General features: G+C 62.9%; 13 protein-coding genes and 8 pseudogenes. All 21 read left to right on the forward strand.

The window, feature by feature from the left end:
* The first annotated feature begins 32 nt into the window (after window positions 1-32).
* Window positions 33-791, forward strand: coding sequence for a tRNA (cytosine(32)/uridine(32)-2'-O)-methyltransferase TrmJ (gene trmJ / locus LN139_RS01560; RefSeq protein WP_236358195.1), 759 nt, complete (start codon window positions 33-35; stop codon window positions 789-791).
* Between the two features lies 1 nt (window position 792).
* Entirely contained in the window at window positions 793-1,584 is a 792-nt protein-coding gene (gene cysE / locus LN139_RS01565) for a serine O-acetyltransferase (RefSeq protein WP_236358197.1), read from the forward strand.
* Window positions 1,585-1,736: 152 nt separating this feature from the next.
* Window positions 1,737-2,231, forward strand: coding sequence for a Fe-S cluster assembly transcriptional regulator IscR (gene iscR / locus LN139_RS01570; protein WP_236358199.1), 495 nt, complete (start codon window positions 1,737-1,739; stop codon window positions 2,229-2,231).
* A gap of 44 nt (window positions 2,232-2,275) precedes the next feature.
* Window positions 2,276-3,491: pseudogene (locus LN139_RS01575) on the forward strand (IscS subfamily cysteine desulfurase).
* 89 nt (window positions 3,492-3,580) lie between these two features.
* Window positions 3,581-3,967 (forward strand): Fe-S cluster assembly scaffold IscU, encoded by a 387-nt coding sequence (iscU, locus tag LN139_RS01580; protein WP_236358201.1) that lies wholly within the window; start codon window positions 3,581-3,583, stop codon window positions 3,965-3,967.
* Window positions 3,968-3,984: 17 nt separating this feature from the next.
* Window positions 3,985-4,308, forward strand: coding sequence for an iron-sulfur cluster assembly protein IscA (gene iscA, locus LN139_RS01585; RefSeq protein ID WP_236358204.1), 324 nt, complete (start codon window positions 3,985-3,987; stop codon window positions 4,306-4,308).
* An 8-nt stretch (window positions 4,309-4,316) separates the two neighbouring features.
* Window positions 4,317-4,839: pseudogene (hscB, locus tag LN139_RS01590) on the forward strand (co-chaperone HscB).
* A gap of 40 nt (window positions 4,840-4,879) precedes the next feature.
* Window positions 4,880-6,742, forward strand: a complete 1,863-nt coding sequence (gene hscA, locus LN139_RS01595; RefSeq protein ID WP_236358206.1) for a Fe-S protein assembly chaperone HscA — start codon at window positions 4,880-4,882, stop codon at window positions 6,740-6,742.
* Window positions 6,743-6,745: 3 nt separating this feature from the next.
* A pseudogene (gene fdx / locus LN139_RS01600) lies at window positions 6,746-7,085 on the forward strand (ISC system 2Fe-2S type ferredoxin).
* 13 nt (window positions 7,086-7,098) lie between these two features.
* Window positions 7,099-7,299: a Fe-S cluster assembly protein IscX gene (gene iscX, locus LN139_RS01605; RefSeq protein ID WP_236358208.1), complete on the forward strand. Its 201-nt coding sequence runs from the start codon at window positions 7,099-7,101 to the stop codon at window positions 7,297-7,299.
* 88 nt (window positions 7,300-7,387) lie between these two features.
* Window positions 7,388-7,819 (forward strand): nucleoside-diphosphate kinase, encoded by a 432-nt coding sequence (gene ndk / locus LN139_RS01610; protein ID WP_236358209.1) that lies wholly within the window; start codon window positions 7,388-7,390, stop codon window positions 7,817-7,819.
* A 28-nt stretch (window positions 7,820-7,847) separates the two neighbouring features.
* Window positions 7,848-8,998 (forward strand): annotated as a pseudogene (rlmN, locus tag LN139_RS01615) (23S rRNA (adenine(2503)-C(2))-methyltransferase RlmN).
* 27 nt (window positions 8,999-9,025) lie between these two features.
* Window positions 9,026-9,781: a type IV pilus biogenesis/stability protein PilW gene (pilW, locus tag LN139_RS01620; RefSeq protein ID WP_236358211.1), complete on the forward strand. Its 756-nt coding sequence runs from the start codon at window positions 9,026-9,028 to the stop codon at window positions 9,779-9,781.
* Window positions 9,781-10,791, forward strand: coding sequence for a RodZ domain-containing protein (locus LN139_RS01625; protein ID WP_236358213.1), 1,011 nt, complete (start codon window positions 9,781-9,783; stop codon window positions 10,789-10,791). The genes pilW and LN139_RS01625 overlap by 1 nt, the downstream gene beginning before the upstream one ends.
* 1 nt (window position 10,792) lies before the next feature.
* Window positions 10,793-11,903: pseudogene (ispG, locus tag LN139_RS01630) on the forward strand (flavodoxin-dependent (E)-4-hydroxy-3-methylbut-2-enyl-diphosphate synthase).
* 21 nt (window positions 11,904-11,924) lie between these two features.
* Window positions 11,925-13,216, forward strand: a pseudogene (gene hisS, locus LN139_RS01635) (histidine--tRNA ligase).
* 36 nt (window positions 13,217-13,252) lie between these two features.
* Window positions 13,253-13,894: a tetratricopeptide repeat protein gene (locus tag LN139_RS01640; RefSeq protein ID WP_236358215.1), complete on the forward strand. Its 642-nt coding sequence runs from the start codon at window positions 13,253-13,255 to the stop codon at window positions 13,892-13,894.
* Window positions 13,887-15,038, forward strand: coding sequence for an outer membrane protein assembly factor BamB (bamB, locus tag LN139_RS01645; protein ID WP_236358218.1), 1,152 nt, complete (start codon window positions 13,887-13,889; stop codon window positions 15,036-15,038). Before LN139_RS01640 ends, bamB begins: the two co-directional genes overlap by 8 nt.
* 101 nt (window positions 15,039-15,139) lie before the next feature.
* Window positions 15,140-16,596 (forward strand): annotated as a pseudogene (gene der / locus LN139_RS01650) (ribosome biogenesis GTPase Der).
* Window positions 16,597-16,650: 54 nt separating this feature from the next.
* Window positions 16,651-17,798 (forward strand): annotated as a pseudogene (locus LN139_RS01655) (pyridoxal phosphate-dependent aminotransferase).
* The gene (locus LN139_RS01660; RefSeq protein WP_236358220.1) at window positions 17,786-18,583 is read left to right on the forward strand and encodes an amidohydrolase; all 798 of its coding nucleotides are present in this window, start codon (window positions 17,786-17,788) and stop codon (window positions 18,581-18,583) included. Before LN139_RS01655 ends, LN139_RS01660 begins: the two are co-directional and overlap by 13 nt.
* The last annotated feature ends 45 nt before the right edge of the window (window positions 18,584-18,628 follow it).

The following is an 18,628-nucleotide window of genomic DNA, read 5'->3' on the forward strand; positions in this document are numbered from 1 at the left end:
TGGCCCCCTTTGCGAACCGAGAGCGCCTTACCGTGCTGCAGAACATCCGTGTCGTGCTGGTCAACACCAGCCACCCCGGCAATATCGGCGGGGCGGCCCGTGCCATGAAGAACATGGGGCTGGCGCAGCTGGTACTGGTCGATCCCGTGGCGTTCCCCTCACCTGAAGCCAGTGCTCGGGCCTCAGGCGCTGACGACGTGCTGGTGGGTGCCCGTGTCGTGGCCACCCTTGAAGAAGCTCTGGCGGGTTGCTCGCTGGTGCTGGGCACCAGTGCGCGCGACCGCAGCTTGCCCTGGCCCATGCTCGAGCCGCGTGAGTGCGGTGAAAAGGCCGTGCAGGCGGCTGCCTGCGAGCAGCAGGTGGCCCTGGTGTTCGGTCGCGAGCACGCAGGGCTCACCAACGATGAGCTGCAGCGATGTCATTTCCATGTGCACATTCCTTCCGACCCGGCCTTCAGCTCCCTGAACCTGGCCGCTGCGGTGCAGGTGCTGGCTTATGAGGTGCGTTGCGCCTGGCTGGCAGGCCAGCAAAAACCTGTGGCAGAGCAGGGCAGTGCAGCGCCGGCACTCGCCACCATGGATGAAATGGAAGGGTTCTACCGGCACCTTGAGGCCACGCTCGTAGAAGTCGGCTTTCTGGACCCGGCGAACCCCCGTCATCTGATGGCACGATTGCGCAGGCTGTTTGGCCGCAGCACCGTTGACCACACAGAAATGAGCATCTTGCGGGGCATTCTCACCGAAACCCAGAAGGCGGCACGGGGTGAGCCTCACAAGCGCAAGGAGCCCTGAAATGTTCGAACGCATGCGAGAAGACATCCAAAGCGTATTCCACCGCGACCCTGCGGCGCGCAATGCGATCGAAGTGCTGACCTGCTACCCGGGGCTGCACGCTATCTGGTTGCATCGCGTGGCGCACGCGCTGTGGGCGCGCCGTTGGAAGTGGCTGGCGCGCTCGGTGTCCAATTTCAGCCGCTGGCTCACCGGCATCGAAATCCACCCGGGTGCCCGCATTGGCCGGCGCTTTTTCATCGACCATGGCATGGGTATCGTTATTGGGGAAACGGCTGAGCTGGGTGATGACGTCACCCTTTACCAGGGTGTAACCCTGGGTGGCACCAGCTGGAATGCCGGCAAGCGTCATCCCACGCTGGAAGATGGCGTGGTGGTGGGGGCGGGCGCCAAGGTGCTGGGGCCTTTCATCGTGGGTGCCGGCGCCAAGATTGGCTCCAACGCCGTTGTCACCAAAGCAGTGCCTGCCGGGGCTACGGCGGTGGGCATTCCCGCCAAGATCATCGTCAAGGACGTGCCCGATGATGCGCTGGATGCGCAGCGCAAGGCCATGGCCGAGAAGATCGGCTTCGATGCCTATGGCCTGGCGGGAGAAATGCCGGACCCTGTAGCGCGCGCGGTTGGCCAGCTTCTCGACCACTTGCATGCGGTGGATAGCCGCCTTGAAGGCGTGTGCGGCGCGCTCACGCGCCTGGGTAGCGATTATTGCGCCAAGGAGCTGCCCGCGCTGCGCGATGAGGATTTCGACTGCGTCAAAGGCGAGCAGCCGGCAGAGCGAGCCGCCCACCCGTGACCGCTGTATTGCCGTGAAGCTGTGATATCATCCGTCGCCGCTTCGCTGGCATTCCCGAGTAATTCACTAGGTCTTTTAGTTGACTCTTTTACTCGGGAATCGCATACTCGCCGCATCGTGAACCTTTTCTCGCAACCCGTGGTAACGATTCCATGCGACTGACCACCAAAGGCCGATACGCCGTGACCGCCATGCTGGACCTGGCCCTCCACGCGCAGCGTGGCCCCGTCTCGCTGGCCGACATCTCCGAGCGTCAGGGTATTTCTCTTTCCTACCTCGAGCAGTTGTTCGCCCGCCTTCGGCGCTCAAACCTGGTGTCCAGTGTGCGCGGCCCGGGGGGCGGCTATCAGTTGTCACGAGACATGCAAGGCATTCAGGTCGCTCAGGTGATCGATGCGGTCAACGAGTCGGTCGATGCCACTCGTTGCCAGGGCATGGGCGATTGCCATTCTGGCGACACCTGCCTCACCCATCACTTGTGGCTCGACCTGAGCCAACAGATTCATGAGTTCCTGAGTGGTATCAGTTTGGCCGATCTCGTCACCCGTCGTGAGGTGCTTGAAGTGGCCCAACGTCAGGACCAGCGCCGCTGTAGTACCGGGCGTGCGCCGATTCTGGACAAAATCGAAACGTCCGTCGTCGACTGACCGCCCCAGAAGCGGCGCGCGAGCCTGATAGGAGAAAGATCCAAATGAAGTTGCCGATTTACCTCGATTATTCCGCCACCACGCCGGTCGACCCCCGCGTTGCCCAGAAGATGGTCGAGTGCCTGACCCTCGACGGCAACTTCGGCAACCCGGCCTCGCGCTCGCACGTCTTTGGCTGGAAGGCCGAAGAAGCCGTGGAGAATGCTCGCCGCCAGGTCGCCGACCTGATCAACGCCGACCCGCGCGAAATCGTCTGGACCAGCGGTGCCACCGAGTCCGACAACCTCGCCATCAAGGGCGTGGCGCACTTCTACTCGGGCAAGGGCAAACACCTGATCACCAGCAAGATCGAGCACAAAGCCGTGCTCGACACCGCTCGCCAGCTTGAGCGCGAAGGCTTCGAAGTGACCTATCTGGAGCCAGGCGAAGACGGCCTGGTCACTCCTGCCATGGTCGAAGCTGCCCTGCGCGAAGACACCATCCTGGTGTCGATCATGCACGTGAACAACGAAATCGGCACCGTCAACGACATCGCGGCCATCGGGTGAACTCACCCGCAGCCGCGGCGTGCTGTTTCATGTCGATGGTGCTCAGTCGGCAGGCAAGGTCGAGATCGACATGGCCAAGCTCAAGGTCGACCTGATGTCCTTCTCTGCCCACAAGGCTTATGGCCCCAAGGGCATCGGCGCGCTGTATGTCAGCCGCAAGCCGCGTGTTCGCCTTGAAGCGACCATGCACGGCGGTGGCCACGAGCGTGGCATGCGGTCCGGCACCCTGCCGACCCACCAGATCGTCGGCATGGGCGAAGCTTTCCGCATCGCCAAAGAAGAGATGGCCAAGGATACCGCTCACGTCAAGGCGCTCTCCGATCGCTTCTACAAGCAGGTCGAAGACCTCGAAGAGCTGTACGTGAACGGCAGCCTCACCCAGCGCGTGCCGCACAACCTGAACCTGAGCTTCAACTACGTTGAAGGCGAGTCTCTGATCATGTCCCTCAAGGACCTGGCCGTCTCGTCCGGTTCGGCCTGCACCTCGGCCTCGCTCGAGCCTTCGTACGTGCTGCGTGCGCTGGGCCGCAACGACGAGCTTGCACACAGTTCCATCCGTTTTGCCTTCGGCCGCTTCACCACCGAAGAAGAGATCGACTATGCCGCCGCGCAGGTGCGCACCGCGGTCACCAAGCTGCGTGAGCTGTCCCCGCTGTGGGACATGTTCAAGGATGGGGTTGACCTGTCCAAGATCGAGTGGGCTGCGCACTGACATTCAAGTCGCCGTCGCGGGCCCGTCATGGGCCGCCCATCGGGCGGGCCCCAGAGCGACAACTGATGAGTTGAGAGGATAGACACACCATGGCTTACAGCGAAAAGGTCATCGACCACTACGAAAATCCGCGCAATGTCGGCAAGTTCGACAAGGCAGACCCGGACGTCGGCACCGGCATGGTCGGTGCGCCGGCCTGCGGCGACGTGATGCAGTTGCAGATCAAGGTCAACGGCGCAGGCGTGATCGAAGACGCCAAGTTCAAGACCTACGGCTGCGGTTCGGCGATCGCCTCCAGCTCCCTGGCGACCGAGTGGATGAAGGGCAAGACCCTGGACGAAGCCGAAACCATCAAGAACACCCAGCTGGCCGAGGAACTGGCTCTGCCACCTGTGAAGATCCACTGCTCGGTGCTCGCCGAAGACGCCATCAAGGCTGCCGTGCGCGACTACAAGCAGAAGAAAGGCCTGCTCTGAGCGGCTGAGGAGTTCCAATGGCTATCACCATGACCGAAGCTGCCGCCAACCACGTACGCCGCTCCCTGCAAGGGCGTGGCAAGGGTGACGGCATCCGCCTGGGTGTTCGCACCACTGGCTGTTCGGGCCTTGCATACGTGCTGGAGTTCGTGGACGAAGCCGACGGTGAAGACCAGGTGTTCGAAAGCCACGGCTTGAAGGTCGTCATTGACCCCAAGAGCCTGGTCTACCTGGACGGCACCGAGCTGGATTTCGTGCGCGAGGGTTTGAACGAAGGCTTCAAGTTCAACAACCCCAACGTGCGCGGTGAGTGCGGCTGCGGCGAAAGCTTCAACGTTTGAGGCCAGCCGTGGGTACTCCTTGCCATTACGCTCTGTTCGAGCTCGCGCCAGCCTTTCGCCTGGACCTCGATCACCTGGCTACGCGCTACCGGGAGCTTGCACGTGCCGTGCACCCCGACCGGTTCGCTGATGCTTCGGAGGCCGAGCAGCGCCAGGCGCTCGAGCGTTCTGCCGAGCTGAACGAAGCCTATCAGACCCTCAAGAGTGCGCCACGCCGCGCGCGTTACCTGCTGGCCATCAGTGGCCAGGAGGTGCCTGCAGGAAATTACCGTGCATGACCCGGAATTCCTGATGCAGCAGATGCAGTGGCGTGAAGAGCTCGAGGACCTGCAGGATAACGCCGACGTGGAGGGTATCGTGCCCTTCAAACAGCGTCTGAAGGTCGCCCAAAGCGCCCTGGAAGATGATTTCGCCGGCTGCTGGGACACCCCGGCAGAGCGTGAACAGGCCGAGCGCCTGATGCGCCGCTTGCAGTTTCTCGACAAGCTGGCGCAGGAAGTGCGCCGGCTCGAAGAGCGCCTCGACGATTAACCCCGTGCCGCCTCGGCCGCACGCCTGGTAAATGACAAGCATGGCTCTACTGCAGATCGCCGAACCCGGCCTGAGCCCCCAGCCGCACCAGCGCAAGCTGGCCGTGGGGATCGACCTGGGCACCACCAACTCGCTGGTCGCTTCCGTGCGCAGCGGGCTCTCCGAACCCCTGGCCGACGAGCAAGGCGCCGTTATCCTGCCTTCAGCGGTGCGCTACCACGCCGACCGCGTCGAGGTGGGTGCTGCTGCCCGGGCTGCCGCGTCGGCTGACCCCTTCAATACCGTGCTGTCGGTCAAGCGCCTGATGGGCCGCGGCGTTGCGGACGTTCACCAGTTGGGTGGGCAACTGCCGTATCGCTTTATCGAAGGCGAGTCGCATATGCCCTTCATCGATACCGTGCAAGGCCCCAAGAGCCCTGTGCAGGTGTCGGCCGACATCCTCAAGGTGCTGCGCCAGCGCGCTGAAGCCGCCTTGGGCGGGGAACTGGTCGGTGCAGTGATTACCGTACCTGCCTATTTCGATGATGCCCAGCGCCAGGCAACCAAGGATGCCGCGCGCTTCGCCGGCCTGAACGTCCTGCGCCTGCTCAACGAACCTACCGCGGCCGCCGTCGCCTATGGCCTGGACCAGAACGCCGAAGGCGTCGTGGCCATTTATGACCTTGGCGGTGGCACCTTCGATATCTCCATTCTGCGCCTCACCGCCGGTGTGTTCGAAGTGCTGGCCACCGGCGGCGACACTGCGCTGGGTGGCGATGATTTCGACCATGCCATCGCTGCCTGGGTGATCGAGCAGGCCGGCCTCTCGCAGGACCTGGCTCCGGCCGCTCAGCGCCAGTTGCTGCAGATCGCCTGTGCTGCAAAGGAAGGCCTCAGTGACGCCGCCCGGGTGCCCTTGGCTTATGCCGATTGGGCTGGTGAGCTGACCCGTGAAGCGTTCGAGGCGCTGATCGAGCCGATGGTTGCCCGTAGCCTCAAGGCCTGCCGCCGTGCAGTGCGCGATGCGAACATCGAGATCGAGGAAGTCAGTGCGGTAGTCATGGTTGGCGGTTCGACCCGCGTGCCTCGCGTACGCCAGGCCGTAGGTGGCCTGTTCGGCCGCGAGCCGCTGATCGATATCGATCCCGACCAGGTGGTGGCTGTAGGTGCCGCTGTGCAGGCTGACCAGCTTGCCGGCAACCGCCGCGATGGCGGCGAACTGCTGCTGCTGGATGTCATTCCGCTGTCGCTGGGCCTTGAGACCATGGGTGGGTTGATGGAGCGGGTCATCCCGCGCAATACCACCATTCCGGTTGCGCGTGGCCAGGATTTCACCACTTATAAAGATGGCCAGACGGCCATGATGATCCACGTGCTGCAAGGCGAGCGCGAGCTGATCACCGACTGCCGTTCGCTGGCGCGTTTCGAGCTGCGCGGCATTCCGCCGATGGTGGCGGGCGCTGCGAAGATTCGCGTGACCTTCCAGGTCGACGCCGACGGCCTGCTCAGCGTGTCGGCCCGTGAGCTGGCCTCGGGCGTCGAGTCGAGCATTCAGGTCAAGCCTTCCTATGGCCTGACCGACGGCGAAATCGCTCGCATGCTCAAGGATTCCTTCGCCCACGCAGCCACCGACAAGGACGCCCGCCAGCTGCGCGAGTACCAGGTGGACGCAGAGCGCCTGGTCGAGGCTGTTCGTGCGGCAGTGGCTGTGGACGGCGAGCGCCTGCTCGGCGCCGACGAGCGCGAGATGATCGAGCAGCACGTCAACGAGCTGGCCGAGCTTGCAAAAGGCAGCGACGGTGATGCGATCGAGGCCCAGACCAAGCGCCTTTCGCAATTGACCGACGCCTTCGCCGCGCGGCGTATGAATTCTACTGTCCAGGCCGCTCTGGCCGGGCGCACCCTGGACGATATCGAGGACTGACCCATGCCGCAGATCATCTTTCTGCCCCACGCCGAGCACTGCCCTGAAGGGGCGGTGGTCGAGGCCCAGCCAGGCGAGACCATCATCGCCGCGGCCAAGCGCAACGACATCGACATCGAGCACGCCTGCGAGATGTCCTGTGCCTGCACCACCTGCCATGTGATCGTGCGTGAGGGTTTCCAGTCGCTGGAGGCCTCCGATGAGCTGGAGGACGATATGCTCGACAAGGCCTGGGGCCTGGAGCCTCATTCGCCGGCTGTCGTGCCAGGCAGTGGTCGGTGACAAGGACCTGACTGTCGAAATCCCCGAATACACGATCAACCAAGTGTCCGAAGGCCACTGACAGGAAGCGACCAGTGAGTCTTCAATGGGTGGATGTGCAGGAAATCGCCATTCAATTGGCCGAAGCCCATCCTGAGGTGGACCCGCGTACCGTGAATTTCGTCGCCTTGCGCACCATGGCGATGCAACTGGACGGTTTTGATGATGATCCGAACCGCTGCGGCGAGAAGGTTCTGGAGGCTATCCAGGCCTTGTGGATCGAAGAAGCGGATTGAAACGCACCGCGGTTAGGAATTACCCGAGAACCCGCGTATAATTCGCGGGTTTAATTTTTGGCTTCACTCACTCTTTTCGGAGTTTCAAATGGCTGTTCAACGCACTTTCTCCATCATCAAGCCTGACGCTGTCGCCAAGAACGTGGTCGGCAAGATCGTTTCCCGCTTCGAAGAAGCCGGCCTGCGCGTCGTTGCCTCGCGCATGGTACAGCTGTCCGAGCGCGAAGCCGGCGGTTTCTACGCAGAGCACAAAGAGCGCGGCTTCTTCGGCGACCTGGTCAAGTTCATGACCTCCGGCCCGGTCATCGTTCAGGTTCTGGAAGGTGAAAACGCCATCCTGAAAAACCGTGAGCTGATGGGCGCCACCAACCCGGCCAACGCCGAGCCAGGCACCATTCGCAAGGACTTCGCCGAGTCCATCGACGAGAACGCCGTCCACGGTTCGGATTCCGAAGCTTCGGCCGCTCGCGAAATCGCTTACTTCTTCTCCGAAACCGAAGTGTGCGCTCGCATCCGCTGATCGCGGCTGCAGCCAAGGTGTTGTGACCATGACCGCTACGACCGGTAAAACCAACCTGCTGGGCCTGACCCAGCCGGAAATGGAAAAATTCTTCGATTCGCTCGGGGAAAAACGCTTCCGCGCCGGTCAGGCGATGAAATGGATTCACCACTTCGGCGTCGACGATTTCGACGCGATGACCAATTTCGGCAAGGCCCTGCGCGAACGGCTCAAGGCTACTGCCGAAATTCGTGGCCCGGAGGTGGTCAGTGAAGACATCTCCGCCGACGGCACCCGCAAATGGGTGGTGCGTGTGGCTTCGGGCAGCGTGCGTCGAACCCGTCTACATCCCCCAGGGCAAGCGCGGCACCTTGTGTGTTTCGTCCCAGGCGGGCTGTGCGCTGGATTGCAGTTTCTGCTCTACCGGCAAGCAAGGCTTCAACAGCAACCTGACCGCCGCCGAAGTGATCGGCCAGGTCTGGATTGCCAACAAATCCTTCGGTAGCGTCCCGGCCACCATCGACCGTGCAATTACCAACGTGGTGATGATGGGGATGGGCGAGCCGCTGCTGAACTTCGATAACGTCATCAGTGCCATGCACCTGATGATGGACGACCTGGGCTATGGCATCTCCAAACGCCGGGTCACCCTGTCTACCTCGGGCGTCGTGCCGATGATCGATGAGCTGGCCAAGCACATCGACGTGTCGCTGGCGCTCTCCCTGCACGCGCCGAACGATGCGCTGCGCAACGAGCTGGTGCCGATCAACCGCAAATACCCGCTCAAGGTGTTGCTCGACTCCTGCATGCGCTATATGAAGGCCCTGGGCGAGAAGCGCGTGCTGACCGTCGAGTACACGCTGCTCAAGGACGTCGACGACCGCCCCGAGCACGCCGTCGAGATGATCGAGCTTGCTGCGCGATGTGCCCTGCAAGGTCAACCTGATCCCGTTCAACCCTTTCCCGCATTCGGGCTACGAGCGGCCGAGCAACAATGCCATTCGTCGTTTTCAGGATGCCTTGCACCAGGCCGGCTTCAACGTGACCGTGCGCACCACGCGTGGCGAGGACATCGATGCCGCCTGTGGCCAGCTCGTGGGCCAGGTAATGGACAAGACTCGCCGCAGCGAACGCTATATCGCCGTGCGCCAGCTGGCCGCCGATGGCGAACCGGCACAGGTGGCCACTTCCAGGCAATGATGCCCGCACCCTGAAGAGAGGAACTCCATGACGTTGCGCGCCGCGCTCCTGCTGTTGCTGGTTGGCCTGTTACCCGGTTGCGTGACCACCGGGAAGGTCAACCCGATGGACACCCAGAAGGGCCGCAACGAAGCCCGCGACGCTTACGTTCAGCTGGGGCTGGGCTATCTCATGCAAGGTGATACCGAGCGCGCCAAGGTGCCGCTCAAGAGCGCGCTCGATCTCGACTCTTCCAGCCAGGACGCTAACGCGGCCCTGGCGCTGGTGTTTCAGGCCGAACGCGAGCCGAAGCTTGCCGAGGAGTATTTCCGCAAATCGCTGAGCAGCGGCGAGAACGCGCGAATTCGCAATAATTACGGGAGCTTCCTGTTCGAGCAGCAGCGCTACCCGGAAGCTTATGAAATGTTTCAGAAAGCGGCGAGCGACCCGTTGTATCCTGAGCGCTCGCGGGTATTCGAGAACCTCGGCATGGCTGCGCAACAGCTGAATCGGCCTGATGAAGCCCAGGGCTGGCTGGAAAAAGCCATCGCCATGAACGGGCGCCAGCCACGCGCGCTGCTTGAGTTGGCCGAAATCGCGTATGATCGCAAGCAATTCGTGCCCTCGCGTGACTACTTCCAGCGTTTCAGCCAGTTGAGCGAGCAAAACGCGCGCAGCCTGTTGCTGGGCATCCGCCTGGCGAAGGTATTCGAAGACAAGAACACGGCCGCCAGTTATGGCCTGCAACTGAAAAGACTGTATCCCGGGACGCCGGAATACCAGCAATACCTGTCGGAGCATTGATGAAAGTGGCTGACCCAGAAGTTGTCGCAGCGGCTCGCACGAACCCCGGGGAAACACTGCGTCTGGCTCGCGAAAGCAGGGGCTGGACCCTCCCTGAGGTCGCGACGCGGCTGAACCTCACCCAGGTGTCGTTGGCGAACCTTGAGGCGGGCGCATTCGATCGCCTGCCTGGCCACGCATTTGCCCGAGGTTATATCCGCGCTTACGCCAAGCTGATGGGCATGGACCAGGGCCCGCTGGTCGAAGCCTTCGACCATGCCACCGGCACCAACGGCAAGGGCAGCGAAGTGCACGGCCTGGGCCGCATCGAGGAGCCGGTGCGCCTGTCGCACAACCTTTTGCGCATTGTCAGCCTCGTGCTGCTGGTGGCGCTGGTGGGCGGCGGTTTCGTCTGGTGGCAGGATCAGTACGGTAGCCACCGCGAAGCCTCCAACGTGCCAATGGAGCATGTCGAGGTAGAAAGCGCTGACGGCACCACCCAGATCCATACGATCGACGAGCCCGAGGCTCCGGCCGGGAATGCCACTCAGAGCGGCGTGATACAGCCGCCGGTGCCCGGCCAGGTCGAACAGCCTGCACCTTCTGCTCCATCACAGCCTGCGCCTGAGGCCGCCGCGCCAGCGCAGCAGCCCGCGCCGGCTCAGAATCACGGGCAACCTTCGGTTTCTGCCCCGGCCAACCCAGCTGCTACCGCACCGGCAGGCAGCACTTCGGGTGCGGCCTCGCAGGTACCCGCGCCCATTACCCAAGCCGCACCGCCTGCAGCAGGCGAGGGCCAGGTACGCATCGCTTTCGTTGCCGATTGCTGGTACCAGATCACCGATGGCAACGGCAAGGTCGTGCTCAACGGCCTCAAGCACAAAGGCGACAGCGTCGACTACAACGGCAAGCCACCCTTCCAGATACGCCTGGGCTTTGCCCGAGGCGCCGAAGTGAGCTACAACGGCCAGCCTGTCGACCTGAAGCCTTTTACCAGCGGCGAAACCGCACGCGTCAAACTGGGGCAATAACATGCACGGTGAAAATCCGATCAAACGCCGGCCTTCCCGCAAGATCTGGGTAGGCTCGGTGCCGGTTGGCGGCGACGCGCCCATCGCGGTGCAGAGCATGACCAACACCAACACCCTCGATGTGGCCGCGACCGTGGGCGCAGATCACCCGCCTGGAAGACGCGGGTGTCGACATCGTCCGGGTATCGGTCCCCGACATGGACGCCGCCGAAGCGTTCGGCAAGATCAAGCAGCTGGTCAACGTGCCACTGGTCGCCGATATCCATTTCGACTACCGCATCGCATTGCGCGTGGCTGAGCTTGGCGTTGACTGCCTGCGGATCAACCCCGGCAATATCGGCCGCGAGGACCGCGTGCAGGCGGTGGTGTCGGCTGCGCGCGACCGTGGCAGTTCCGATCCGGATCGGCGTGAACGCAGGCTCCCTCGAAAAGGACCTGCAGAAGAAGTACGGCGAGCCGACGCCTGCCGCGCTGCTCGAGTCGGCCATGCGCCACGTCGAGCACCTCGACCGCCTCGATTTCCAGGACTACAAGGTCAGCGTCAAGGCCTCCGACGTGTTCATGGCCGTGGAAGCCTATCGCTTGCTCGCAAGGCAGATCAGCCAACCGCTGCACCTGGGCATCACCGAGGCCGGGGGCTGCGTTCCGGTACGGTCAAGTCGGCCGTGGGCCTTGGCATGCTGCTGGCCGAGGGCATCGGCGACACCATCCGCATTTCGCTGGCGGCCGACCCGGTCGAAGAAGTGAAAGTCGGCTACGACATCCTCAAATCGCTGCACCTGCGCTCACGCGGCATCAATTTCATCGCCTGCCCCAGCTGCTCACGGCAGAACTTCGACGTGGTCAAGACCATGAACGAGCTCGAAGGGCGCCTTGAAGACCTGCTGGTGCCGTTGGATGTGGCCGTGATCGGCTGCGTGGTGAATGGCCCGGGTGAAGCCGAGGAAGCCCACGTCGGGCTTACCGGCGGCACGCCGAACCTTGTGTACATCGATGGCAAGCCGGCGCAGAAGCTCAACAACGACAACCTGGTGGATGAGCTGGAGCAGCTGATCCGCCGAAAGGCCGCCGAAAAGGCCGAGGCCGACGCGGCAGTGATTGCCCGCGGCTGAATACCCGTTTAAGGATTATTTGTGAGCAAGCCCTTGCAAGCCATTCGTGGCATGAACGACATCCTGCCGGAGCACACGCCCCTGTGGCGTTATTTTCGAAGGCACCGTGGCCGGCCTGCTGGACGGCTACGGCTACGCCCAGATTCGCATGCCCATCGTCGAATTCACCGAGCTGTTCAAGCGCTCGATCGGTGAAGTCACCGATATCGTCGAAAAAGAGATGTACACCTTCGCCGACCGCAACGGCGATTCGCTGACCTTGCGCCCTGAAGGCACCGCAGCCTGCGTGCGCGCCGTGCTCGAGCATGGCGTCACCGGCGGCGGGCAGCCGCAGAAGCTGTGGTACATCAGGCCCGATGTTCCGCCACGAGCGCCCGCAAAAGGGCCGCTATCGGCAGTTCCACCAGATCGGCGTGGAAGTGTTCAACCTTGCAGGCCCGGATATCGACGCCGAACTGATCGCCCTCACCTGGCGCTTGTGGGGTGCGCTGGGCATTCGCGATGCGGTCAAGCTCGAACTCAACAGCCTGGGCACCGCTGAGGCGCGCGCGCGTTACCGTGATGCACTGGGTGGCCTATCTGGGCGAGCGCCACGAGCAACTCGACGAAGACAGCCAGCGTCGCCTGAAGAGCAACCCGCTGCGGATCCTCGACAGCAAGAACGCCGATACCCAGGCACTGCTGGTGGACGCGCCGAAGCTCGCCGATTACCTCGACGAAGAGTCGCGCGTGCACTTCGAGGGCCTGAAGACCCGCCTGGATGCTGCCGGCATTCCCTACGTCATCAATACCAAACTGGTGCGTGGGCTCGACTACTACAGCAAGACCGTATTCGAGTGGGTTACCGACCAGCTTGGCGCTCAAGGCACTGTTTGCGCCGGTGGCCGTTACGATGGCCTGGTCGAACAGATGGGCGGCAAGGCTACCGCAGGTGTGGGCTTCGCCATGGGTATCGAGCGGTTGATCCTGCTGCTCGAAACCCTCGGCAAGGTGCCCGAATCCATAGCTCGCACCGTCGACCTTTACCTGTGCGCCTTTGGCGAGCCGGCCGAAGTGGCCGCACTCAAGCTGACCGAGCAGGTCCGCGACCAGTCGCCGGAGTTGCGCCTGCAGGTGAACGCCGGCGGCGGCAGTTTCAAGAGCCAGTTCAAGAAGGCCGACAAGAGCGGCGCGCTGTACGCGCTGATTCTGGGGACGACGAGCTGGCCCGCGAAGTGGTAGGGTTCAAGCCCCTGCGAGGGCAGGGCGAACAACAGAATATCGCCTGGGATGACCTGGCACGTTTCCTGGGCAGCGTCGACCTCAAGGGTTGAGCCGCTGGCGCCAAATTCGAAGATAGGAGTATTGGGGTGTCGGGTACCGAAGATGAAGAGCTGGCCCATTTCAAGGACTGGTGGCAGCGCAACGGCAAGCCGCTGGTAACGGGCGGGCTGCTGGCGTTGATCGCCGTGTTCGGCTGGCAGTGGTGGCAAAAGCATCAGGCCAATCAGGCCCAGGGTGCATCGATCCTCTACCAGCAATTGGTCGAAGCTTCGCTGGCCCCGGGTGGCAAGCCTGATCTGCCCAAGGTGAACTACCTGGCAGGTGAGCTCGACAAGAATTTCGCCGGCACTGCCTATGACCAGTACGGCAAGCTGTTCGTGGCCAAGGTGTCGGTGGACGCCGGCAAGCTCGACGACGCGGCCGTTCAGCTCAAGGCGGTAGTCGACAAACCCGCCAACGCTACTTTGGGCGAAGTCGCTCGCCAGCGCCTGGCGCAGGTGCTGGCGGCGCAGAACAAGGCAGACGACGCGCTCAAGCTGCTCGACGGTGAAGCCGACAAGGCCTTCGCTGCCAGCCGTGAAGAGCTCAAAGGTGACCTGCTGGTGCGCCTGGGCCGCCAGGCCGATGCCTATGCGGCCTACAAGAAAGCCAAGGCTGCTCTGCCGGAAGACGCGGCGGTGGGTGGCCTGCAGACCAAGCTCGACGATTTGGCCAAAGGGGATGCCTGACGTGATCGGATGGAAACATGTAGCGCTGTTGGCACTGGCCCTGGCTGTCGTGGGCTGCAGCAGCAACAGCAAGAAAGAACTGCCCCCGGCCGAACTTCACGATTTCAAGGAAGAGGTCAGCCTCAAGAAGGTCTGGAGCCGCAGCATCGGTGATGGCCAGGGCAAGACCTACAACATGCTGGTGCCGGCGATCGAGAACAACACCATCTACGCTGCCGACGTAACTGGCGTGGTAATGGCCATCGACCGCATGAACGGTAATGTCGAGTGGAAGAAGGACTTCGACCGCCCGATCTCCGGTGCCATCGGCGCAGGCTACGGCCTGCTGACCTTCGGTACCCTGCGTGGTGATGTGGTGGCGCTGGATTCGGCCACCGGCGAGAAGAAGTGGATCGCCAACGTCAAAGCCGAGGTACTGGCGCCGCCGGCCAACAACGGTGATGTAGTGGTGGTGCAGACCCAGGACGACCGTGTCGTCGGGCTCGATGCCAGCACCGGCGAACAGCGCTGGGTGTATGACAGCACGCCGGCCGTGTTGACCCTGCGTGGCACTGGCGCTCCGCTGGTGACCAATCGCCTGGCCATTGCCGGCCTGTCCTCGGGCAAGGTCGTCGCGCTGGACATCAGCACCGGTACCCCGATCTGGGAAACCCGTGTGGCGATCCCGCAAGGCCGTTCGGAGCTTGACCGCGTAGTGGATATCGATGGCGGCCTGCTGCTGTCGGGCGGCGTGCTTTATGTTGCCAGCTACCAGGGCAAGATGGCCGGGCTGGACGTGGACAGCGGCCGTACCCTCTGGGAACGTGATGCTTCAAGCTATGCAGGCGTCGCCCAGGGTTTCGGCAGTGTCTACATCGCTGAAGCCAGCGGCACCGTCGAGGGTGTGGATGAGCGTTCGACCACCGGCCTGTGGAGCAACGACCAACTGGCCCGCCGCCAACTGAGCGCGCCTGAGGTGTACTCCAGCTACATCGCCGTGGGTGATTTCGAGGGCTACCTGCACCTGCTCAGCCAGGTCGACGGCCGTTTCGTAGGTCGCACTCGTGTCGACAGCGATGGCCTGCGGGCCCGCCCGCTGGTCGACGGCGACATGATCTACGTCTACGGCAACAGCGGCAAACTCGAGGCGCTGACCGCCAAGTGACCGCTTGACTATGCTTGGGCAATACGTTGCCCAGCTGCTGCAACACGGCCGCTGCCTTGCAGCGGCCTTTGCATTTTCAGAAATTCGAAGTGGAGAGCCGCATGGTTCCCGTAATCGCCCTGGTGGGCCGCCCGAACGTGGGCAAGTCCACGATGTTCAACCGCCTGACCAAGAGCCGCGACGCCATCGTCGGCGATCTCTCGGGCCTGACCCGCGATCGCCAGTACGGCGAGGCGCAGTGGCAGGGGCGCTCTATATCGTCATCGACACCGGCGGGATTTCCGGTGACGAAGAAGGCATGGACGAGAAAATGGCCGAGCAGTCGCTGCTGGCCATCGAAGAAGCCGATGTGGTGCTGTTCCTGGTCGATGCCCGCGCAGGCTTCACTGCTGCCGACCAGATGATCGCCGAGCACCTGCGCAAGCGGAACAAGCGCTCGCTGCTGGTGGCCAACAAGATCGACAACTTCGACCCGGACGCGGCCCGTGCCGAGTTCTCCCCGATGGGCATGGGCGATGCGATCCCGGTGGCCGCTGCTCATGGCCGTGGCATCAACAACCTGCTCGAAGCGGCGCTCGGTGAATACCCGCGCGACCCGGAAGAGCCCGTGATCGAAATCGCCGAGGGCGAGGACGCTGCGCGCATTCCGGGGCCAAGCGAGAAGGATGGCATCAAGATCGCGATCATTGGCCGGCCCAACGTGGGCAAGTCGACGCTGGTCAACCGCATGCTCGGCGAAGAGCGCGTGATCGCCTATGACGAGCCGGGCACCACCCGCGACAGCATCTACATCCCGTTCGAGCGCGACGGTGACAAGTACACCTTCATCGACACTGCCGGGGTACGCAAGCGCGGCAAGATCCACGAGGAAGTCGAGAAGTTCTCGGTGGTCAAGACGCTGCAGGCCATCAAGGATGCCAACGTCGTGATCTTCGTGATGGACGCCCGTGAAGGTGTGGTCGACCACGACCTGAACCTGCTGGGCTTCGCACTGGAAGCGGGCCGGGCGATCGTCATCGCGCTGAACAAGTGGGACGGCATGGCCCCGGGCGAGCGCGACTACGTCAAGACCGAGCTGGAGCGCCGGCTGTTCTTCGTCGATTTCGCCGACATCCACTTCATCTCGGCATTGCACGGTACTGGCGTGGGCCACCTCTATGGCTCGGTGCAGGCCTCGTTCAGGTCGGCGGTCACTCGCTGGCCAACCAGCCGCCTGACCCAGATCCTCGAAGACGCTATCAGCGACCACGCCCCGCCCTTGGTCAACGGCCGCCGCATCAAGCTGCGCTATGCCCACCTCGGTGGTGCCAACCCGCCGCTGATCGTGATCCACGGCAACCAGACCGAGAAGGTGCCCAACTCCTACGTACGTTACCTGGAGAACACCTACCGGCGCGTGCTCAAGCTGGTCGGTACGCCGATCCGCATCGAGTTCAAGGGCGGTGACAACCCCTTCGAGGGCAAGAAGAACACGCTCACCGACCGCCAGGTCAACAAGAAGCGCCGCTTGATGTCGCACCACAAGAAAGCCGAGAAAAAGCGCAGGGACAAACGCTGAGGGCCGGGTTAAGCTCGGAAGCCTTTGTCAGCAAAGGTTTTCGGGCACCAGACCATGATCGACAGCAAGTTGCCCAACCTGGGCACTACCATTTTCACCACCATGTCGCAGCTCGCCGCCGAAACGGGGGCGATCAACCTCTCTCAAGGCTTTCCTGATTTCGATGGCCCGCAAGCATTGCGTGAGGCGGTCACTCGCCATATCGCAGCGGGCCACAACCAGTACCCGCCCATGACAGGCTTGCCCGCGTTGCGCGAGCAGGTCGCCTTGAAGATTCAGCGCTTCTATGGCGTCCAAGTGAACGCCGAGCACGAAGTCACCATTACGCCGGGGGCAACCCAGGCGATCTTCTGCGCAATTCAGGCATTGGTGCGCGCGGGTGACGAAGTCATCGTGTTCAACCCCACCTACGACAGCTACGAGCCCTCGGTGCAATTGGCCGGTGGCCGTTGCGTGCATGTGCCACTGGTTGCGCCAGCGTTCGGCATCGATTGGCAGCGGCTGGCCGATGCCATCGGCCCGCGCACCCGGCTCATCATGCTCAACAGCCCGCACAACCCCAGCGGCGCGCTGCTGAGCATGGCCGATTTGAACCGGTTGGCTGAGCTGATCGCAGGCCGCGACATCTATGTAATCAGCGATGAAGTCTACGAGCATCTGGTCTATGACGGCGTGGCCCACGCCAGTGTGCTGGCCTGCCCGGCGCTTTACGAGCGTGCCTTCGTGGTCAGCTCGTTCGGCAAGACCTACCACGTGACCGGCTGGAAAACCGGCTATGTGATCGCCCCGCCTACGCTGACTCGCGAGTTGCGCAAGGTGCATCAGTTCGTCAGCTTCTGCGCGGTTACACCGCTGCAATGGGCCTTGGCCGACTTCATGGCAGCTCATCCCGAGCACCTCGATGAGCTGCCCGCGTTCTACCAGGCCAAGCGCGACCTGTTCTGTGGTCTGTTGGGCGAGTCCAGGTTCGGCTTCACGCCAACGCCTGGGACTTACTTCCAGCTGGTGGACTATGCTCAGGTTCGCCCGGACCTGAACGATGTCGAGATGTCTCTATGGCTCACCCGTGAACACGGTGTGGCCTGCATCCCGGTCTCCGTGTTCTGCCAGCAGCCCGACCCACCTGGCGCATGGTGCGCCTGTGTTTTGCCAAACGTGAGGAGACGCTGCGCGATGCGGCGGCACGACTATGCGCAATCTGAAGGAACAGCCAGACCTCAAGCTGGCGATGGTGCAAACCACCCTGGCCTGGCATGACCGCGCCGCCAACCTGGTGCAGTTCGATTCCCTGCTGGAAGCGGCCAGGGGCGCGGACCTGATCGTACTGCCGGAGATGTTCACCACTGGCTTTTCCATGGATTCTGCCGGCCTCTGTGAAGCAGAGGAGGGGCCCACCACCGATTGGCTGCGGCGCAAGGCTGCTGGCCTGAATGCGGTCGTTACCGGTAGCGTGATCATCCAGGCTGCAGACGGCAGCCACCGCAATCGCCTGCTGTGGGCTGAACCAGGCGGCCAGGTACTTCACTACGACAAGCGCCACCTGTTCCGCATGGCCGGCGAGCACAAGCACTACACCGCAGGCGACACACGTGTTCAGTTCGAGCTCAAGGGATGGCGAATCCGCCCGCTGATCTGCTACGACCTGCGCTTCCCGGTGTGGAGCCGCGATGGCGAAAACACCGACCTGCTGCTCTACACCGCGAACTGGCCTGGCGCGCGTCGCCATCATTGGAATCGCCTGTTGCCGGCGCGGGCAATCGAGAATTTGTGTTACGTGGCCGCAGTGAACCGCGTAGGCACCGACGGCAAGGGCTATGCCTACACCGGCGACAGCCAGGCACTGGATTTTCAGGGTGAGACACTGGTCTGCGCTGGGGATGCAGATGGGGTGTTCAACGTGACGCTCAGTGCGCAGGCGCTGGCAGCGTACCGGGAGAAATTCCCGGCCTATCTGGATGCCGATGGGTTCGAATTGGCTGCCTTATAGCCAGCATTGTCATCCCGCCAGGCGCTGTTAATATCCGCGCCTTCT

Source organism: Pseudomonas sp. KNUC1026 (assembly GCF_021650705.1).
In the GTDB taxonomy this organism is placed as follows: Bacteria; Pseudomonadota; Gammaproteobacteria; order Pseudomonadales; family Pseudomonadaceae; genus Aquipseudomonas.

Bases quoted from the DNA above. Each gene is read 5' to 3' on its own strand.
- cysE (WP_236358197.1), top strand. From the start codon at position 793: ATGTTCGAACGCATGCGAGAAGACATCCAAAGCGTATTCCACCGCGAC.
- iscR (WP_236358199.1), top strand. From the start codon at position 1,737: ATGCGACTGACCACCAAAGGCCGATACGCCGTGACCGCCATGCTGGAC.
- iscU (WP_236358201.1), top strand. From the start codon at position 3,581: ATGGCTTACAGCGAAAAGGTCATCGACCACTACGAAAATCCGCGCAAT.
- iscA (WP_236358204.1), top strand. From the start codon at position 3,985: ATGGCTATCACCATGACCGAAGCTGCCGCCAACCACGTACGCCGCTCC.
- hscA (WP_236358206.1), top strand. From the start codon at position 4,880: ATGGCTCTACTGCAGATCGCCGAACCCGGCCTGAGCCCCCAGCCGCAC.
- ndk (WP_236358209.1), top strand. From the start codon at position 7,388: ATGGCTGTTCAACGCACTTTCTCCATCATCAAGCCTGACGCTGTCGCC.
- pilW (WP_236358211.1), top strand. From the start codon at position 9,026: ATGACGTTGCGCGCCGCGCTCCTGCTGTTGCTGGTTGGCCTGTTACCC.
- LN139_RS01625 (WP_236358213.1), top strand. From the start codon at position 9,781: ATGAAAGTGGCTGACCCAGAAGTTGTCGCAGCGGCTCGCACGAACCCC.
- bamB (WP_236358218.1), top strand. From the start codon at position 13,887: ATGCCTGACGTGATCGGATGGAAACATGTAGCGCTGTTGGCACTGGCC.
- LN139_RS01660 (WP_236358220.1), top strand. From the start codon at position 17,786: ATGCGCAATCTGAAGGAACAGCCAGACCTCAAGCTGGCGATGGTGCAA.